The 18,155-nt window shown below is 68.6% G+C and carries 16 protein-coding genes and 1 pseudogene; 11 read left to right on the plus strand and 6 right to left on the minus strand.

Going from position 1 to position 18,155, the window contains the following annotated elements:
• Positions 1 to 40: 40 nt before the first annotated feature.
• Together CJ010_RS12420 and CJ010_RS25145 are read left to right on the plus strand one after the other, a co-directional pair.
• Complete coding sequence (locus tag CJ010_RS12420; RefSeq protein ID WP_141018318.1) at positions 41 to 964, plus strand: ABC transporter substrate-binding protein; 924 nt, start codon at positions 41 to 43, stop codon at positions 962 to 964.
• Complete coding sequence (locus CJ010_RS25145; RefSeq protein ID WP_168224945.1) at positions 961 to 3,024, plus strand: diguanylate cyclase; 2,064 nt, start codon at positions 961 to 963, stop codon at positions 3,022 to 3,024. The genes CJ010_RS12420 and CJ010_RS25145 overlap by 4 nt, the downstream gene beginning before the upstream one ends.
• 5 nt (positions 3,025 to 3,029) lie before the next feature.
• Here the strand turns inward: CJ010_RS25145 and CJ010_RS12430 are convergent, their stop codons facing one another.
• Genes CJ010_RS12430 through CJ010_RS12440 form a run of 3 tightly spaced genes read right to left on the minus strand, consistent with a single transcriptional unit; the run spans position 3,030 to position 7,359 of the window.
• Positions 3,030 to 4,154, minus strand: a complete 1,125-nt coding sequence (locus CJ010_RS12430; RefSeq protein WP_141018319.1) for a lipocalin-like domain-containing protein — start codon at positions 4,152 to 4,154, stop codon at positions 3,030 to 3,032.
• A complete protein-coding gene (locus CJ010_RS12435) occupies positions 4,154 to 6,679 on the minus strand; it encodes an FtsX-like permease family protein (protein WP_240794578.1) in 2,526 nt (841 codons plus the stop codon). Before CJ010_RS12435 ends, CJ010_RS12430 begins: the two co-directional genes overlap by 1 nt.
• Positions 6,676 to 7,359, minus strand: a complete 684-nt coding sequence (locus CJ010_RS12440; protein WP_141018320.1) for an ABC transporter ATP-binding protein — start codon at positions 7,357 to 7,359, stop codon at positions 6,676 to 6,678. The genes CJ010_RS12435 and CJ010_RS12440 overlap by 4 nt, the downstream gene beginning before the upstream one ends.
• A gap of 102 nt (positions 7,360 to 7,461) precedes the next feature.
• On the opposite strand from CJ010_RS12440, the gene hpnC reads away from it, so the two are divergent.
• From hpnC to hpnE, 4 genes and pseudogenes are all read left to right on the plus strand, one after another.
• A complete protein-coding gene (hpnC, locus tag CJ010_RS12445) occupies positions 7,462 to 8,307 on the plus strand; it encodes a squalene synthase HpnC (protein ID WP_141018321.1) in 846 nt (281 codons plus the stop codon).
• Positions 8,304 to 9,137 (plus strand): presqualene diphosphate synthase HpnD, encoded by an 834-nt coding sequence (gene hpnD / locus CJ010_RS12450; RefSeq protein ID WP_141018322.1) that lies wholly within the window; start codon positions 8,304 to 8,306, stop codon positions 9,135 to 9,137. The genes hpnC and hpnD overlap by 4 nt, the downstream gene beginning before the upstream one ends.
• A gap of 20 nt (positions 9,138 to 9,157) precedes the next feature.
• A pseudogene (locus CJ010_RS25715) lies at positions 9,158 to 9,223 on the plus strand (hypothetical protein); the annotation flags it as partial.
• Positions 9,215 to 10,453, plus strand: a complete 1,239-nt coding sequence (hpnE, locus tag CJ010_RS12455; protein ID WP_371415709.1) for a hydroxysqualene dehydroxylase HpnE — start codon at positions 9,215 to 9,217, stop codon at positions 10,451 to 10,453. The pseudogene CJ010_RS25715 and the gene hpnE, both read left to right, overlap by 9 nt.
• 20 nt (positions 10,454 to 10,473) lie before the next feature.
• Here hpnE and CJ010_RS12460 read toward each other — a convergent pair whose 3' ends face one another.
• Together CJ010_RS12460 and yaaA are read right to left on the minus strand one after the other, a co-directional pair.
• The gene (locus CJ010_RS12460) at positions 10,474 to 11,598 is read right to left on the minus strand and encodes a M14-type cytosolic carboxypeptidase (RefSeq protein ID WP_141018324.1); all 1,125 of its coding nucleotides are present in this window, start codon (positions 11,596 to 11,598) and stop codon (positions 10,474 to 10,476) included.
• A gap of 44 nt (positions 11,599 to 11,642) precedes the next feature.
• On the minus strand, positions 11,643 to 12,428 hold the full coding sequence (gene yaaA / locus CJ010_RS12465; protein WP_141018325.1) for a peroxide stress protein YaaA: 786 nt from the start codon (positions 12,426 to 12,428) through the stop codon (positions 11,643 to 11,645).
• A 139-nt stretch (positions 12,429 to 12,567) separates the two neighbouring features.
• On the opposite strand from yaaA, the gene bioA reads away from it, so the two are divergent.
• From bioA to bioD, 5 genes are read left to right on the plus strand one after another with little or no spacing between them, the layout of a single operon-like run.
• A complete protein-coding gene (gene bioA / locus CJ010_RS12470; protein ID WP_141018326.1) occupies positions 12,568 to 13,938 on the plus strand; it encodes an adenosylmethionine--8-amino-7-oxononanoate transaminase in 1,371 nt (456 codons plus the stop codon).
• On the plus strand, positions 13,939 to 15,111 hold the full coding sequence (bioF, locus tag CJ010_RS12475) for an 8-amino-7-oxononanoate synthase (RefSeq protein ID WP_141018327.1): 1,173 nt from the start codon (positions 13,939 to 13,941) through the stop codon (positions 15,109 to 15,111).
• 7 nt (positions 15,112 to 15,118) lie between these two features.
• On the plus strand, positions 15,119 to 15,874 hold the full coding sequence (locus CJ010_RS12480; protein WP_141018328.1) for an alpha/beta fold hydrolase: 756 nt from the start codon (positions 15,119 to 15,121) through the stop codon (positions 15,872 to 15,874).
• Positions 15,867 to 16,676 (plus strand): methyltransferase domain-containing protein, encoded by an 810-nt coding sequence (locus tag CJ010_RS12485; RefSeq protein ID WP_141018329.1) that lies wholly within the window; start codon positions 15,867 to 15,869, stop codon positions 16,674 to 16,676. The genes CJ010_RS12480 and CJ010_RS12485 overlap by 8 nt, the downstream gene beginning before the upstream one ends.
• Positions 16,673 to 17,356, plus strand: coding sequence for a dethiobiotin synthase (gene bioD, locus CJ010_RS12490; RefSeq protein ID WP_141018330.1), 684 nt, complete (start codon positions 16,673 to 16,675; stop codon positions 17,354 to 17,356). The genes CJ010_RS12485 and bioD overlap by 4 nt, the downstream gene beginning before the upstream one ends.
• A 3-nt stretch (positions 17,357 to 17,359) precedes the next feature.
• Here the strand turns inward: bioD and CJ010_RS12495 are convergent, their stop codons facing one another.
• Positions 17,360 to 18,148 (minus strand): RNA methyltransferase, encoded by a 789-nt coding sequence (locus CJ010_RS12495; RefSeq protein ID WP_141018331.1) that lies wholly within the window; start codon positions 18,146 to 18,148, stop codon positions 17,360 to 17,362.
• Positions 18,149 to 18,155: the final 7 nt, after the last annotated feature.

Consider the following 18,155-nt stretch of genomic DNA (forward strand, 5'->3'; position numbering starts at 1 on the left):
GTCACGCCGACGTCATCGACGGCTAAGACGTTCAGATCCGATGCGCCATCGCCTGTCCTACGCCTTCGTGCTTTTCGCCGGTGCAATGCTGCTGCTTGCGCCGCCTTCGGCGCGTGCGCTGGACATCGCCATCGTGTTGTCGCAAGCGGAAGGTGCGCCCAGGGCATTCGCCGACGCGCTGCGCAGCCTGCTGCCGGAAAACGCGCATCGGCTGACCCTCGCGGGCACTGCCGACGGTGGCGTCAATGAAACGGTGTTGGAGCGTGCCGACGTGATAGTGACCGCGGGGGCTTCCGCGGTCGAGGCAGTGGTCGGTCGCACCCGGCGCCCTACCCTCGCCGTCCTGCTCAGCCGGCAGCAGTTCGCCAACCTGCGTGCCCGTTATCCGGCAGCAGCAATGTCGGCGATCGTGCTGGATCAGCCCCTGCGCCGGCAGTTACGGCTGGTCCGTGCAGTCCTGCCGCGGGCAACACGGGTCGGCGTCTTGCTGGGGCCGGAGAGCGGTGCGCTCGAAACCGAGCTGGCCGACGTCGCCGCCAGCGAGAGCATCCAGCTGCGCAGCCAGCAGGTGCTGCAGGCGGCCGACGTGCTGGCGGCGTCGGAGCGGCTGCTCGATGTCAGCGATGCCTTGCTGGCGATTCCCGATCCGGTGGCAACCAACGCGGCGTCCGCGCGCGCGGTGCTGCTCAGCAGCTATCGTTATCGGCGGCCGATGATCGCCTACTCCCAGGCCTACGTCGAAGCCGGAGCGCTGGCTGCGGTGTTCAGCAGTCCGTCGGATGTCGCCGTCGACGTTGCCGACTGGATCACGAGCCAGGGCAACGGCCCGGTCAGCCTGCCTGCGGCGCGTTCGGCATCGCGCTTTGGCGTGGCGGTGAACCGTCAGGTTGCGCGTTCGCTCGGCCTCAACGTGGCCGATGACCTCAGCCTGATCAAGGCAATCTCCGGGGGGAATGCACGATGAGCCTGGCAGCAGCGCTCACGCTCAAGCAACGCCTGCTGATGGTGGTGCTGATCCCCGCGGCGGTCCTGGCTGCGGTGATCACGACGCTGCTGCTGGTGCGCGATACCCAGGCGATGGACGACGCGGCGGCCGAGCGCGGTGTCGCCATCGTCAGCTTCCTTGCCCCCGCCGCCGAATACGGCGTGATCTCCGGCAATCGCGCCAATCTCACAGGCTTGCTGCAGGCCGTGCTCGGGCAACGCGAAGTCGTGGCCGTCGCCATCTACAACCCCGACGGCAGTCTGCTGGCGGTCAGCGGCAAGCCGCGCATGGCCAACGTCGCCGCAGTGCTGGCGACCGGTGCCGCGGCTGCGCTCGAACGGAACTCGAACCGGATCTCGTTCGCGGCGCCGGTGATGCCGACGCCACTGGTGATCGACGACATCGTCGAGTCGGACCCGGCGAAGGCCCGCGCCGCGCTGCGACCGATCGGCTGGGTCTATGTCGAGGTCGATACCCGATCGCTGGCCGATCGTAAGCGCGACCTGGTTTTCGGCACGCTGGCGGTGGTGGTGTTCGGCCTCGGGTTGACCGCCGCGCTCGCGCTGAAGCTGGCCCGCTCGGTGGTCGAGCCGCTCGCGCGGCTGGTCGATGCGGTCAAGCAGATGGCTGCCGGCAAGCTGGATGTGTCGGTGCCGGACAGCGGCGCTGGCGATGAGATGCAGGCGCTCGAGAGCGGCTTCAACGCCATGGCGCGCTCTATCGCCGATGCCCACAAGACGCTGCAGGCGCGGGTGGACGAGGCCACCTCCCTGCTCGCCCATCAGGCCCTGCACGATCCGCTGACCGGCTTGCCCAATCGCCGTGCCTTCGAGCAGGCGCTGGAGGAGGCGGTGGCCGGGTCGCGCCGCGCCGGCGATCACGGCGTGCTCTGCTTCATCGACCTCGACCGCTTCAAGATCGTCAACGACACCTGCGGCCACGCCGCCGGCGACGAGCTGCTGCGTCGCATCGCACGGCTCATCCGCCAGCGGGTGCGCGCGGAAGATCTCATCTGCCGCATCGGTGGCGACGAATTCGCGCTCATCCTGCTCGGCTGCCCCCCGGGCGATGCTTTCCGTATTGCCGAAGGCCTGCGCGAAGCCGTGGCAGCGTTCCGCTTCACCTGGGAGGGGCGCCGCTTCTCGATCGGCGCCAGCATCGGGCTGGTGCGCATCGACGGCGGCATGGCGACGGCCTCCGATGTTCTCGTCGCCGCCGACCTGGCCTGTTACGCGGCGAAGAAGAATGGCCGTAATCGGGTGGTGGAGCACGATGCCGCGCCGGTCGGGCGCCGTCAGACGGATGTACCTCTGGCCGCGCAGTTGCCGGACAGCATCCCGTTCGACCGCCTGGTGCTTTTCTGCCAGCCGGTATTCCCGGTCGGCGCGGCGGATACCGTGGCCTGGAGCGAAGTCTTGCTGCGGGTGATCGACGAAGCCGGCATGGCCGGTTCGGCCGCCGAGCTGCTCGGCAGCTTCGAGCAGGATCAGCGTCTGGTCGAAGTCGACGAATGGGTCGCCGCCGAAGTGTGCGCCACACTCGCCCGCCGCAGCGCCACAGGGCAGCAACAGCGCGTCAGCCTCAATCTGAGCCGCAGCTCGGTGCTCGCTGCCGAGCGCTACGTGGGTGCGCTCTCCGCGCAGCTGCGTCGCCACGCGCTCGATCCCGACCTGGTGGTGCTCGAATTTCCCGCCAGCATGGTCGAGCAGTCGCCCGACGAGTCGCGCAACCTCGCCCGCGAGGCGCGCCGCATCGGCTGCCGCATCGCGCTCGAACGCATGGACGGCGGAGCGGTCAGCCTGTTGAAGACCCTGCATCCGGATTACGTCAAGATCAGTCTCAAGCTGCTGGTCGAAACCTACGGTCTGGAGGCCGGCTGCAACCTCGCCCAGGCCTTGTGCGGCATGGCTGCGGCGTTGTCCATCCGCAGCGTGGCTTCGGAGGTCGAAGACGAGTTGCTGCGTGACTCGCTACGCGATTACGGCTTCGATTTCGCCCAGGGCACCATCATCGCCGCCACGGTGCCGCTGGACGGCTGAACCGGCTACATTTCGAGCCGCTCGGCGTAACCGGTCATCTCCAGGTAGCCCTGCCCCGCTTCATGTGTCGCACCGTCGGTCGTCGTTTCGTGGAGACGGACCGCACCCTCCCAGTACACCGCACCGGTGGAGCGCCGGCTGTCCAGCTCCTGGTCGTCGAGCAGAGGCTCGATGCGGAACTGGCGTTCCCCCGTCGCCAAGGTCAGGGCCACACGCCAGCTCACCGGATAGTCGGCCCCGGTACGCGGGGAGCGCCAGCTGCGCAGCGGCTCGAAGCGCACTTCGTCCGCCCCCAGCGTATGCGCCCTACCCTGACCGTCCACCAGCGTTGCGCCGGCCCACAGTGCCTTGCCGTCGGCGTCGCGCATGCGGAAGGCCATCAGGCTGCCGCCGTCGGCGAGATTGATACCTATCCAGTCCCAACCGCGTGCCGAGGGTGGCATCAGCGTGCTCGACCATTCATGGTCCAGCCAGGCGTGGCCACTGACCTGACGTCCCTTGCCGTCGAGTTCCAGCGTGCCGCCGACCTTCAAATGCGGCCGGCTGTAGTAGTAGCTGGCGTGGCCCGCCTGCGGTGCCTTGCGACTGTAGCCGCCCTCGCCGTTCAGCACCGGCGGCCCTGGCGGGACGAGTTCGAGGTCGAAGGCAAAATCCGCAGCGGCGATTCGGGTCCGGTAGCGATCGCCCTGCCAGGCGAGCGACCAATCGCGGATCCAGCTGGCGGTGTGCGTTTCGTCGGCGCCGGCCAGCGGCGCGACCGCGCGCGCCGAGCGTTCGGCGTGCAGCAAGCGACCGCGCGTCGGGTCGGCGATGGCGGCATGGGCAAGGATCAACTGCCGCGGCGCGAAGCGGCTCGGGTTGTCCGCGCCGATCCGGGTAGCGACACGGAAGAAGGTCACCTGAAAGCCGCGTTCCGCGCCGGTCTCGTCTCTGAGCCAGCCGGTCACGTACCACCACTCGGTACGGTGGGCGGGATGTGCGCCGTAGTCGCGTGGAAAAACCATGGGCCGTTCCGGTAGCACCGGTGCGTAGTTACCGTGGTCGGCTCCGGCCCTGGCGAAGTCGCTGTAGCCGGGGCCGCAGGCGAGACCGACGGCGAGGAGCAAGGGAAGAGCATGCCGGCGAAACATCACCAGTCCTCCTTTACCGCCTGCACGGCTGAGCCCAGCATCGCGCGCGCGCCGGCGAAGCGTGCCACCACCGCCGCGAGCAGGACGAGCGCTGCGGCGAAGAGCGCGAGCACCGCCACCGGCACGCTCAAGTCCATGCTCCAGTGAAAGCTCTGGCGGTTGACCACGGCGATCAGTACCCCTGCGATGCCACCACCCGCGGCGAGGCCGACCGCGACGCCGCAGGTTGCCGTCAGCCCACCTTCGAAGGCGACCAGGCGGCCGACTTCGGCGCGGGTCAGGCCGAGATGGCGCAGCATGCCGAACTCGCCGCGTCTCGCGGTGGCAAGCGCGGCGAAGGTCGTGGCGATGCCGAACAGGCCGATGACGACCGCGACCGCCTCCATCAGGTAGGTGATCAGAAACGTGCGATCGAAGATCGTCAGGGTGACGCGGCGTATCTCGGCCGGGAGTGCGATTTCGACCAAGTCTTCGCCGAACAGCGCCCGCAGTCGGCCGGCGAGCTCCCCGGCTTCGGTGCCGGTGGCGAGGCGGATCGCGACGTCGTTGATGCGCATGTCTCCCGTGATGCGTCGGTAGGCGGATTGCTCGATCACGATCGCACCCTGCTGGCGGGCATAGTCGCGCCAGATGCCCGCCACGACGAATGGCTGCATCCTGCCTGCCAGCGGAAGATCCAGCCGGTCGCCGACATCCTTGCCGAAGCGGTCGGCAAGGGCTTCGGACAGCCAGGCCCGCGGCGCGTCGGTGCCATTCGGCGCCCGGATGCTGCCGGCCACCAACGGCAGGCCCCAACCACCGTCGACGGCGCGGGCGATGAGCGTGACCGGCGGGCGTGCTTCGTCCAGTCGCAGGCCGAGCGCGCGGACCGTGTCGACGGCGGCGACCCCGGGCATTCGGGCGATGCGGGCCAGCGCTGCGTCGTCGAAGTGGCCGCTGGCCTGCGACCCGGAGGCACGCAGATAGAGGTCGGCCGGCAATATGCGGGTCAGCCAGTCGTCCACCGAGGCGCGGAAGGACGTCACCATGATCGCCATCGCCGAGGCCAGAGCGACGCTCGCCACCACGCCTGCCCCCGCCACCACCGCCTGCCCCGGCGCGGCGGCCAGGCGGGCCCGCACCAGGCGCCCTACCGTGTCGCTCCCGCGGCAGGGCAAACGGGCCGTCAGTGCTGCGGCACCGGGCAGTGCAAGGATGGCTGCGCACAAGATGAGCAGTACGGCGACATAGCCGGCGAGCGGGATGCCGCCTATCGGAGGCGCGGCGCAAAGCAGCGCGGCAGCGGTCAGCAGCAGGACCACGCCGCGCCAACGCGGGCGCGCCTGCATGGCCAGCTCCGCCTCGCCTTCGCCCGCCCGCAGCGCACGTGCCGGCGCGATGCGGGCCGCTGCCCGTGCCGGCAGCAGCGTACCGGCCAGGCCGGAGGCAACGCCCAAGGCCATATAGGCGGCAATGCTCCAGCCCTGCCAGCGCAGTTGTGGCGTCACGCCCTGAAAGTAGCCGGCACCGAGGTCGCCACCGAGCAGACGGAAAGCGATTGCGGCGAGGAGGTGGCCCAGCATCACTCCCAGCACGGCGCCCAGCAGGCCGATGGTGCCACCTTCCAGCAGCAGTCCCCGCATCAGCTGGCCGCGCTCCATGCCCAGTGCGCGCAACAGGGCTAGCTCGCGCCGTCGCCGCGCTACCGACAGGAACTGGGTGGAGAACACGAGAAAACCCCCGGTCAGCAGGGCGATGGCGGCCAGCATCGTGAGGTTCACCCGGTAGGCTCGCGACAGTGCCGCCAGCTCGCCGCCGGTAGCATCCGGGCTGCGCAGGCTCACGCCGGCGGGCAGCAAGGGGCGCAGCTCAGCCCCGAGCGCGTCGGGATCGACCCCATCGGCCAGACGCAGGTCGATGCGCGTCAGGCGTCCGAGGCGTTCGAAGTGACGCTGGGCCGCAGCGATGTCCATGACGGCCAGGCGCTGGCCGGCCTCCGCCCCCGGCACGTCGCCCCGGATCTGCAACGAGCGGCGCGACAGGCCTGACTGCAGGACGAGGGTGTCGTCCGTGATGAGCGCTTCGAGTTCATGACGGGCCGCGGCGCTGAGGAAGAGCGCGTCTTCCTCCAGCGCGGCGAGCCGGTCCGCGCCGTGTTGGGGGCGCGGTAGCAGTCGCGGCTGGACAAGGGCGGCCTGAAACAGGTCTATGCCCAGCAGCTTCAATGGCTCCGCGTGGCCGGGCAGCTTTGCGTCCACCTCGAGTACCGGACTGGCTTCGGCGATGTCGGCGCGTTGTGCCAGTGCGACGTACAGCGCTTCATCGAAACCGTCGGCCGCACCGACGATCTGCAGATCGGCCTCGCCGGCAAGCAGGCGGCTGCCACGGCCGAACTCGTCCAGCGCCGCGGCGTGGATAAGCTGTACCGCAAGGCCCAGGGCCACTCCCAGCGCGATCGCCAGCAGCGACAGCGCGGTGGCGAAGCGCTGGCGTAGCAGGCTGGCGACAAACAGGCGCGCCGTACCGGATATGGCGGGCGCCATCATGGGCGCAGGGAGTCCGTAATGTCGGTCAGCCCGTCGGGGCCGAGTTGCAGCACCCGGTCGGCACGCTGCGCCGCGCTGCGGGAATGGGTAACCAGGATGCCGGCAGCGTCGGCCGCACGGATGCGTTCGAGCAGCAGGTCGAGCACTTCGCTGGCACGGGCCGGATCGAGGTTGCCGGTCGGTTCGTCGGCGAGCACCACCGGGGGCCGATGCACCAGCGCGCGGGCGATCGCGACACGCTGCAACTCGCCGCCAGACAGCGTGCGTGGCCAGTCGTCTGCCCTGTTGCCCAGCCCGACGCGCTCCAGCATCTCGCGCGCAGCCGTGTCGGCGGTGACCGCCGACCTACCCTGCAGCCACAGCGGCACCGCGACGTTGTCGGCAAGCCGCAGGTGCGGCAGGACGTGAAAGGCCTGGAAGACGAATCCGAGGTGCTTGCGGCGCAAGCGGGCACGACCGTCGTCGTTCAGCGTATCCACGCGCTCGCCCGCGATCGCGATGCTGCCTGCATCGATATCTTCGAGTCCGGCGATGCAATTGAGCAGGGTGGACTTGCCCACGCCGGATTCGCCGACGATGGCAATGCATTCGCCGGCGGCGACATCGAGCGCAAGGCGATCGAAGATCCGGCGCGGCGGCGTGCCGGGCAAGGTTTTGACGAGGGCAGAGATCGCTATCATCGGGAAGGATCACATTGGAATGGCAGCGCTGCATGCGAAATCCGGCAGGCGCGCGACATCGCTTATACTCCGGCCGCTCCGCCCGCGCCAAGCCGTGTCTGCATGCCTGTCGACCACTACGAGAATTTTCCTGTCGCTTCCCTGCTGATGCCCGCCCGCCTGCGCGAACCGGTGGAGGCGATCTATGCCTTTGCCCGCAGCGCGGACGACGTGGCCGACGAAGGCGATGCGCCGGCGGTGGCACGGCTTGCCCGCCTCAACGACTACCGCCTGGCGCTGAACGCGATCGGCCGCGGCGACGCGGTCGCCGATGCGGTGAATGACGCCGCCCTGCGCCCGCTGTTCGGGCGGCTTGCCCGCAACATCCACCGCTTCGATCTGCCGCTGCAGCTCTTTCGCGATCTGCTCGACGCTTTCAGCCAGGACGTGGGCAAGACGCGCTACGCCGATTTCGCCGAATTGCAGGACTACTGCAGGCGGTCGGCCAATCCCGTCGGCCGCCTCCTGCTGCACCTGTACGGCGAGGCCACGCCGGACAAGCTGCGGATGTCGGATGCGATCTGCACCAGCCTGCAGCTGATCAATTTCTGGCAGGACGTCGGTATCGACTGGCGCAAACAGCGCATCTACCTGCCACAGGATTCCATGGCCCGCTTCGGTGTGGTCGCCGACGACATCGATGCGCAACGCTGCGACGAGCGCTGGCGCGCCCTGCTTGCCTTCGAGGTGCAACGTGCGCGCGCGATGATGCTTTCCGGCGCGCCGCTCGCCCGCCAGTTGCCGGGCCGGCTCGGCTGGGAGCTGCGGCTGATCGTGCTGGGCGGGTTGCGCATCCTCGAACGCATCGAAGCGGCCGGCTACGACGTATTCCGGGCGCGCCCGACCTTGGGCAAGGGCGACTGGGCCCGGCTCGTGTCGCGTGCCCTCCTCTTCCGGATCACTGCATGAATCCTCACGACTACTGCCAGGAAAAGGCAGCCAAGAGCGGCTCCAGCTTCTACTACAGCTTCATGTTCCTGCCGGCCGAGCGGCGGCAGGCGATCACCGCCTTGTATGCCTTCTGCCGCGAGGTGGACGACGTGGTGGACGAATGCCACGACGTTTCGCTCGCCTACACCAAGCTCGACTGGTGGCGGCAGGAAGTGGCACGCGCCTTCGGTGGCACACCGACGCATCCGGTCGGTTTCGCGTTGCAGGACGTGAGCAAGTCGTTCAGCCTGCCGCCCGAGCAACTGCTCGAGATCATCGACGGCATGGCGATGGATCTCAGCCAGTCGCGCTACCTCGATTTCAAGGGACTGCAGCTCTACTGCTACCGCGTCGCCAGCGTCGTCGGCTTGCTGGCCGCCGAGATCTTCGGCTACAGCGATCGCCAGACGCTGAAGTACGCGCATGATCTCGGCCTCGCTTTCCAGCTCACCAACATCATCCGCGACGTCGGCGAGGATGCGCGCCGTGGTCGCATCTACCTGCCGATCGAGGATCTGCAGCGCTTCAAGGTGCCGGCCAGCGAAATCCTCGAAGCGTGCTATTCCGACCGCTTCGAGGCACTGATGGCTTTCCAGGCCGAGCGCGCCGTCCAGTACTACGACCAGGCTTTCGCCCAGTTGCCCCCGGCGGATCGCAAGAGCCAGCGGCCCGGCCTGGTGATGGCGGCAATCTATCGTGCCCTGCTCGACGAGATCCGCCGCGACGGTTACAAGGTGCTCGACCGCCGTACCTCGCTGACGCCGCTGCGCAAGGTCTGGCTGGCCGGCTGGACCTGGATGAAGGGCTGACAGCGATGAGCATTCCCGCGATGCCCACTGTCGCCATCATCGGCGCCGGCTACGCCGGCCTCGCCTGCGCGGTGGAACTGGCGCGCCAGGGCGTGCATGTGACCGTGTTCGAGCGCTCGCATACGCTGGGCGGACGGGCGCGGGTAGTGCGCAAGGACGGCTGGGAAGTCGACAACGGCCAGCACATTCTGGTCGGCGCCTATACCGAACTGACCCGCCTGCTGCGTCTGACCGGCGGTTCGCCCAAACAGCTGGCGCGGCTACCCTTGACGCTCCACGTGCCCGGCCGGCTGCACATGCGGGCGGCGGCTCTGCCGGCACCGCTGCATCTCGCGGTCGGCCTGCTGACCGCGCGCGGCCTGACATGGCGCGACAGGCTCGCGATGCTGCGCTTGATGCGCTGGTTGAAGGCGCAGGGCTACGCTCCCGATCCGGCGATGACGGTGGCCGACATGCTGCGCGACACCGCGCAGACCTCGACCCTGCGTGAGCTGATCTGGGAGCCGCTGTGCGTGGCGGCGCTCAACACGCCGATAGCCGAGGCCTCGGCCCGGGTGTTCGCCGCGGTGCTGCGCGACAGCCTGGCGTCGGGCGCGGCCGCCAGCGAACTGCTGATCCCGCGGGTGGATCTGTCCGAACTCTTTCCGGTGCCGGCCGCCCGCTATCTGGCGACCCGTCGCGGCACCCTGCGCACCGGCAATGCCATCGACGGCATCCAGTCCGGGCCGGACGGCTTCACCCTCAGCGGCGATCCGGGCAGGCGGCCGTGGAGTCAGGTGGTGATCGCCACCGCGCCCTATCATGCCGGCGCCCTGCTTGCCTCCACCGGCGCCTGCGACCGGCTGGCGGCGCAGCTCGATGCGCTGCCGCACGAGCCCATCGTCACCGTGTACCTCGCGCTCGGCTCCGGCCAGCACCTGCCGCAGCCGATGATCGGCCTCGCCCGCGGGCCGGCGCAGTGGGCCTTCGACCGCGGCATGCTGGGCGGGTCCGAGGGCCTGATTGCCTGCGTGATCAGCGCCAGTGGACCGCATGAGGCGCTGCCGCGCGACGAGCTCATCCTCGCTACTCACGCCCAGCTCGAAGCGGAACTCGGCCGCCGCCTGCCCAAGCTGGAGTGGTCCCAGGTCATCGTCGAGAAACGCGCCACCTTTGCCTGCGGGCCGGGCGTGTTCCGCCCCGACATCCGCACGCCCTTGCCCGGTCTGTGGCTGGCGGGCGACTACGTGGAGTCGGAATACCCGGCAACGCTCGAATCGGCCGTACGCTCCGGCGTTGCCTGCGCCAACGCCATCCTGGTGCGCGCCAGCCGCTGAACGGGCTCGCGGCGCAGTCCTCAGCCCGCTACGTGTTTCAGGATGGCGTTGAGCATGGCGGCGCCCAGACGCTTGCTGCGCGCACCGTTCCAGCCGACCTGCCCGTCCGGGAGATTGGCGTTGTCCTTGAAGGGCATTTCCAGCGTCAGCGACACACAACCGAAGCGGTGCGCCACCCACTTGCTCGCCAGCGTCAGCAGTTCTTCGCCGAAACGTCCGGGCATGTAGCCGTGCTCCTGCTGGAAGTCGGGGCTGGCGGCGGCGAAGGCAGCGACGAAATCTGCTTGGCGCGCCGCGGTTTCGGCGGTGAAACCGGGGACCTCTTCAGCCGTTGAGAAGAACACGTAGGGCAAGGTCTCGTCGCCGTGGATGTCGAGAAAGAGGTCGCAGCCGGTGCGCTCCATCGCCTCGCGGATCAGGAACACTTCCGGGCTCGAATCCGGGTCGGGCGTACGCCACTCGCGGTTGAGGTTGCGACCGGCGGCATTGGTGCGCAGGTTGCCGTGGAAGGCGCCGTCCGGGTTGGCATTGGGCACGATGTAGAGCGTTGCATGCTCGCGTATGCGCCGCGCGACCGGATCGGCACTGTCGAGCAGGCGTTCGAGCAGGCCTTCGACGAACCACTCGGCCATGGTTTCGCCCGGATGCTGACGGGCGATGATCCAGATCCGCCGGCGTGTCGGAGCCGGACGGCCGACGACGACCATGTCCAGATCCCGCGCTTCGACCGTGCTGCCGAGATTGTGCACCTCGGCATACGGCGACATCTCCGCCCAGGCAAGCAGGTCGAGGTGGCGTTCGTGCGAATAGGGCTCGAAATAGGCGTAGTAGACGCTGTTGCGCTCGGGCGTGTGCTCGACGATCAGCTGGCCATCCTCGTAACGGGTCGTGGGGATACGGAACCAGTTGCGGCGATCGTAGGATGCCACGCAGCGGTAGTCCGACCAGCCATCGGGGTACGCCGCGCTGGCGGCGTTCTCGAACACCAGCCGAACCGGTGTGCCGGCAGCTCCCTGCAGGCGGAAATAGAACCACTGGCGGAAATCCGCCGCATTGTCGGCGCACAGCTTCAGCCGGATTGCCTGGGGATCATCCAGGCTCAGCACCTCGATCGTACCCGCGTCGAAGTTGGAACTGATCTTCATCTCGGCTTCCTCCCGGATCCGGCCGGCCCTTGCTGGCGGCTCATTCAGGCCACGCGCCGGCGGAACACCCAGCTGTCGGCGTCGGAGGCGTCGGCGGCGAAGGCGTAGCCCTCGCTGTCGAAGGCCTTCAAGGCTTCGACGTCGTCGACCCGGTTTTCGATCGCGTAGCGGCTCATCAGGCCGCGCGCCCGCTTGGCGTAGAAACTGATGATCTTGTAGCGGCCGTCCTTCCAGTCCTCGAACACCGGCGACACCAGGCGGCCCTCGAGCTGCCTGGTCTTGACCGACTTGAAGTACTCCTCGGAGGCGAGATTCACCAGCACCGGTTCACGGCCAGCATCGCGCTCCTTCTCCAGCAGGCGATTCAGCTCGGCGGTGATGCGCTCACCCCAGAAGGCGTAGAGGTCCTTGCCGCGCGGATTGGCGAGCCGCGTCCCCATTTCCAGGCGGTAGGCCTGCATCAGGTCGAGCGGACGCAGCACGCCGTAGAGGCCGGAGAGAATGCGCAGGTGTTCTTGCGCCCAGGCGAGATCGTCGTCGGCGAGTGTCGTCGCGCTCAGACCTTCATAAACGTCGCCGTTGAAGGCGAGCACTGCCTGTCTGGCGTTGTCGGGTGCGAAAGGGCGCGACCAGCTTGCATAGCGGGCAACATTGAGGCTGGCGAGCTTGTCCGACAGGCTCATCAGGCCGGCGATGTCGGCGGGTGTGCATTTCTGCAGGATGTCGATGAGTTCCGCGGCGTCGTCGAGGAAGTCGGGCTGGGTGAAGGTCGCGGTGATCGGCGGGGTTTCGTAATCGAGCGCCTTGGCGGGCGAAATGACGAGGATCATGGGGTGGGTGGGCAATGGATTGGCGGATGCCCCCGATGTTAGCAAACTCGGCCGGTTTGACAGCCCCCCGCCGATTGCGCACCATTGCCCGGTTTCGCCCCGGTCGCTCGACCTTGTCCGCACCACGGTATTGCCTCTGATGTCCTTCCCGAACAGTTCCGAACTCCTGCAACGCTCGCTTGCCGCCGTCTGGCATCCCTGCACCCAGATGAAGCACCACGAAACCCTGCCGCTGGTGCCGGTGGTGCGCGGCGAAGGGGCATGGCTGGTGGATGCCGACGGCCGGCGCCTGCTCGATGGCATCAGTTCGTGGTGGGTCAATCTTTTCGGCCACGCCAATCCGCGTATCAACGCGGCGCTGCGCGACCAGCTCGATACGCTGGAACATGTGATGCTCGCCGGCTTTACCCATCCGCCGGTGGTCGAGCTCTCCGAACGGCTTGCCGCACTCACCGGGCACCGGCTGGGGCACGCCTTCTACGCCTCCGACGGCGCGTCGGCGACCGAGATCGCGCTCAAGATGAGCGTGCATTACTGGCGCAACAGTGGCCGGCCGGAGAAATGCCGTTTCATCAGCCTGGCCGGCAGCTACCACGGCGAAACCGCCGGCGCGCTGGCAGTGACCGACGTGGCGCTGTTCCGCGACGCCTATGCGCCGCTGGTTCGTGCCGGCAGCACGGTGCCGACGCCCGACGCCAGACTGGCCGAAGCGGGCGAATCCGCCGCCGATCTCGCCCGCCGCGCGGCCTCGGTGCTGGAAGCCCATCTTGCCGCGTACCACGGCGAAACCGCCGCGCTGATCGTCGAACCACTGGTGCAGGGCGCGTCCGGCATGGTGATGTACGACGCCGAATACCTGCGCCTCGCACGTGCGCTGTGCGACCGTTACCAGGTGCACCTGATCGCCGACGAGATCGCAGTCGGTTGCGGTCGCACCGGCACCTTCTTCGCGTGGGAACAGGTCGCGGGGCCGGTGGCGCCCGGTGCGACGGCGGCGGGCGGCTGGCCTGACTTCATCTGCCTCTCCAAAGGGATTTCGGGCGGTTACCTGCCGCTGTCGCTGGTGCTCTCCACCGATGACATCTACGCCGCCTTCTATGACGACAGCGCGGCGCGCGCCTTCCTGCATTCGCATTCCTACACCGGCAACCCGCTGGCCTGCCGCGCGGCCCTGGCGACGCTGGACATCTTCCGCGAGGACGACGTGCTGGTCGCCAACCAGGCGCGGTCGCGGCACATGCGGGCCTTGGCCCTGGAGCGCTTCGCCGATCATCCGGCGGTTGGTCATCTGCGCCAGCAGGGCATGATCCTCGCCTTCGACGTCGATACCGGCAGTCTTGCCGCGGGAGAGTTCGCCCGCCGCTACTTCGCGGCTGCACTCGATCACGGCGTGCTGTTACGTCCGATCGGCAACACGGTGTACTTCATGCCGCCTTACATCCTGGGTGACGACGAGATGCGCCACCTGGTCGACGGTGCCGCGGCCGCGCTCGAACGGGCGCTGCGCTGAATGTCTGCGCTGCTCGACGGCCTGCGCGCCGACCTCGCCGCCCTCTCCGACCAGGCGCTGCGCCGACAGCGGCGCAGCAACGCCCTGCCCTGCGCACCGCGCGCCATGGTCGATGGCCGCGAGATGCTCGCCTTCTGCAGCAACGACTACCTCGGTCTAGCCGGCGAACCGCGTCTGGCCGAGGCGCTGGCCGCCGGCGCCGCGCGCTGGGGCTGCGGGTCGGGCGCATCCCATCTCGTCAGCGGGCACTATGCGGTGCACGACGAGCTTGAGGCAGGGCTGGCCGCCTTCGTCGGCTGCGAGCGCGCGCTGTATTTTTCCACCGGCTACATGGCCAACAGCGGCATCGTCCCGGCCCTTGTGGGACGCGGCGATGCGATCTTCGCCGACCGGCTCAACCATGCCTCGCTGGTGGACGGCATGCTGCTCGCGCGCGCGGACATGTACCGTTATCCGCATGCCGATCTTGCGGCGCTTACCCGGCAGCTCGAAGCGAGCACTGCAAAGCGGAAGCTCATCGTCACCGACGCGGTCTTCAGCATGGACGGCGACGTCGCCCCGCTGGCCGAGCTGCTCGCACTGGCGGAGCGCTTCGACGCCTGGCTGATGGTGGACGATGCCCACGGTTTCGGCGTGCTCGGTCCGGCCGGGCGTGGAGCGGTCGCCGAGGCAGGTTTGTCGTCCTGGCGGATCATCTACGTCGGCACCCTGGGCAAGGCGGCGGGCGTGTCCGGTGCCTTTGCCGCCGGGCAGGCCGATGTCATCGAATGGCTGCTGCAGAAGGCGCGCACCTACATTTTCACGACCGGTGCGCCACCCGCGCTGGCCGAGGCCTTGCTGGCCAGCCTCGGACTCATCGCCGAGGGCGACGACAGGCGCCGGCACCTCGCCGGGCTGGTCGCCTGTCTGGCTACCGAGTTGAAGCTCACGCGCTGGCAGCGCATGCCCTCGCGCACGCCCATCCAGCCGATACGCATCGGCGGCAATGCGGAAGCGCTCGCGGTCGCACGCGCGCTGTGGGACGAAGGCATCTGGGTGCCGGCGATACGGCCGCCAACGGTCCCTGCCGGCAGCGCACGCTTGCGGGTGTCGTTGACCGCGGCCCACCGCGAAGAGGATGTCCTCCTGCTCGCGCGAACGCTCAACCGGCTGGAGCACACCATCCTTGGATGACTCGTCGATGAGCGACGCCCGCACACCGCTGGTGCTGCTGCACGGTTGGGGAATGACGCCGCGGGTGTGGGATGACCTTGCGGCCCGATTGGACGCGCGCTTCCGGTTGGTCACGCCGGCACTGCCCGGCCATCGCGGCAGGCCGCTCCCTCACGCATCGACGCTGGACAGCTGGGCAGACAGCCTTGCGCCGGATCTGCCGGACGGTGCGTTCCTCTGCGGCTGGTCGCTCGGGGCAATGCTGGCGATCAAGCTCGCCGTCCGTCATCCGCAAAAGGTGCGGCGACTGGTGCTGACCGGCGCCACGCCGCGCTTTGTCGCCGCCGACGATTGGCCGCACGGCCTGGACGCAGCCACGGTGGAGGCCTTCGTGCGGGGCTTTGCCGAAGCACCGGCAGTCACGCTGCGCCGCTTCCTGAGTCTGCAAGTCCAGGGGGAGAGCCACCGCAAGGTGGTGCAGGCGAGCCTCGCTGCCGCCCTTGCCCGCACCGCGGATGCCGACGGCGCCGCCGATGCCGCGTTGGCCGAAGGTCTGCGCGTGCTGGTCGAGACTGACCTGCGGGCGGACCTGCCGCAGCTGCGGCAGCCGGTGCTGCTGATTCATGGCGACGGCGACGCCCTGATGCCGCTGCAGGCCGCAGGCTGGTTGGCCCAGGCCCTGCCGGATGCCCGTCTGGAGCCATGCCGCAATTCTGGCCACGCGCCTTTTCTGTCCGACCCGGCCGCTTTCGCCGACCAGTTGCTGGCGTTCGCCGATGTCTGATCGACGCGCGCACAAACATGCGGTGCGCCGCGCCTTCGACCGTGCCGCCGGCAGCTACGACACCGCGGCCGATGTGCAGCGTGTTGCCTGCGATCGGCTGAAGCGCTTTGCCGCCGCGCATGCGCCGGCGACTTCGGCGCAGATCGCACTCGATGCAGGTTGTGGCACCGGTTACGGACTCAAGGGTCTGGCCGAACTATGTCCGTCCGCCCTGCTGGTCGCGCTCGACTTCGCGCCGGCCATGCTGCGCGAAGCGCGGGAAGCGCGCGGCGACGCCAGCTCAGTCCGCAGCGTGCTGCTGTGCGGCGATCTCGAAGCCTTGCCCTTCGCTGCCGGGAGCGTCGACGCCGTCTGGTCCAGCCTGGCCCTGCAGTGGTGCGAACCACGATTGGTGTTCGCCGAACTCACCCGCAGTCTGCGCGGCGGCGGCGTCGGCTGGATTGCCACGCTGGGGCCACGGACCCTGTGGGAACTGCGTGCGGCCTTTGCCGAAGTCGATGAAGCCGAGCACGTGCTGCAGTTCCACGCTGCACCGATATGGCAGGGTGCAGCGGCGGAGGCAGGGCTGGAATGCGTGGCCGCAGGCGGCGACACCGTGGCGGCACTGGCTCCCGATCTGCGAGCGCTGCTGCGCAGTATCAAGGCGATCGGCGCTCAGACCGTCACCGGCGGCCGGCGCAGGACCACCATGGGCAAGGCAGCGTGGCAGCGGCTGGAGTTGGCCTACGAGCGTTATCGACGCGAGGACGGTCTGCTGCCGGCAAGCTACGACCTCATCTTCCTGGCGGTGCGCAAACCATGACGACTCCCTCCTCCCGCGCCTGGTTCATTACCGGCACGGATACCGAAATCGGCAAGACCTTCGCAAGCTGCGCCCTGATCCACGCGGCCCGGGCGCGCGGCTGGCAGGCTGTCGGCATGAAGCCGGTCGCCGCCGGCGCGGAATGGGTGGATGGCGTGCTTGCCAACGACGACGCCTTGCGCCTGCGTGCTGCAGGCAGCGTCGATCCCGGACTCGCGCTGCTCAATCCCTATTGCCTCAAGAGCCCGGTGGCGCCGCACATCGCCGCGGCCGAAGAAGGCGTGACGATATCGTCGCGGCATATTCTCGACAGCTTCGCGCGACTGCGTGAGCAGGCCGATTGCGTGTTCGTCGAGGGCGTGGGCGGTTTCAGGGTGCCGCTGGACGACACCTACGATACGGCCGACCTGGCCTGCGATTTTGGCCTGCCGGTGATCCTGGTGGTGGGCATGCGCCTTGGTTGCATCAACCACGCCCTGCTAACCGTGGAGGCGATCCGGGCGCGCAGACTGACGCTGGCCGGCTGGGTAGCGAATCAGGTCGCGCCCGACATGCTGCGCCCGAACGAAAATCTCGAGGCGCTGCGCAGCCGTATCGGGGCGCCACTGCTCGGCGTCCTGCCATATGTGGCGAGCGGCGATGCCGCCGCGGCCGCACAGTACCTGGGCTTGCCGGATTGAACTTCAGGCGGCGTGGATCTGGCGCCGCTGTTCGAACAGGCAGATCGCTGCGGCCGCACCGACATTGAGCGATTCCAGGCCTTCCGCCATCGGAATGATGACGAGGCCGGATGCGAGCGCCTTCACGGCCTTGCTCAAGCCCTGCCCTTCCGCCCCGAACAGCCAGGCGACCGGACCGCGCAGGTCGAGTTCATAGAGCGAACGCGCGCCGGTCTCGAGCCCCGTCGCGAGAATTTGCCCGGGATAGCCGGCCAGCACGAGCGCCGGATCGGCCTGCTCGTGGATGCGGATCAGGAAATGCGCTCCCATCCCGGCGCGTAGTGTGCGTGGCGACCAGGCCTGCGCGCACCCGGGTGTCAGCAGTGCGTCGCCTATGTCCGCTGCTGCGGCGGTGCGGAGAATGGCGCCGAGATTGCCCGGATCCTGCACCCCATCGAGCACGATCATCGAGCCGGAGTTTGCCGGCAGGGAAGGCTGGGGCGGCAGGTCCGCGACGGCCAGCACGCCAGACGGAGAATCGACTGGACTGATGTGGGCGAAGACTACGTCGCTCATGCGCACAAGCGCAACGGAATCTCCGATGTCTTCGAGCAGCCGGCGGATTTCCTCGCGCGCGTAGCCGCTGTCGGACACCACGATCTGGGTCAGTGGCCAGCTCGCTACGCGCGCAGCGGCGATCAGATGGGCGCCGTCGAGCAGGGTTGCGCCGGCCTTGCGGCGGTCGCGCGGGTTGTTGGCGAGGCCGTGCAGCTGCTTTACCAGCGGGTTGTCGCGCGAGCTGATGGACTTCATGGCCTGG

It is taken from the genome of Azoarcus sp. DD4, assembly GCF_006496635.1.
Lineage (GTDB): Bacteria > Pseudomonadota > Gammaproteobacteria > Burkholderiales > Rhodocyclaceae > Azoarcus.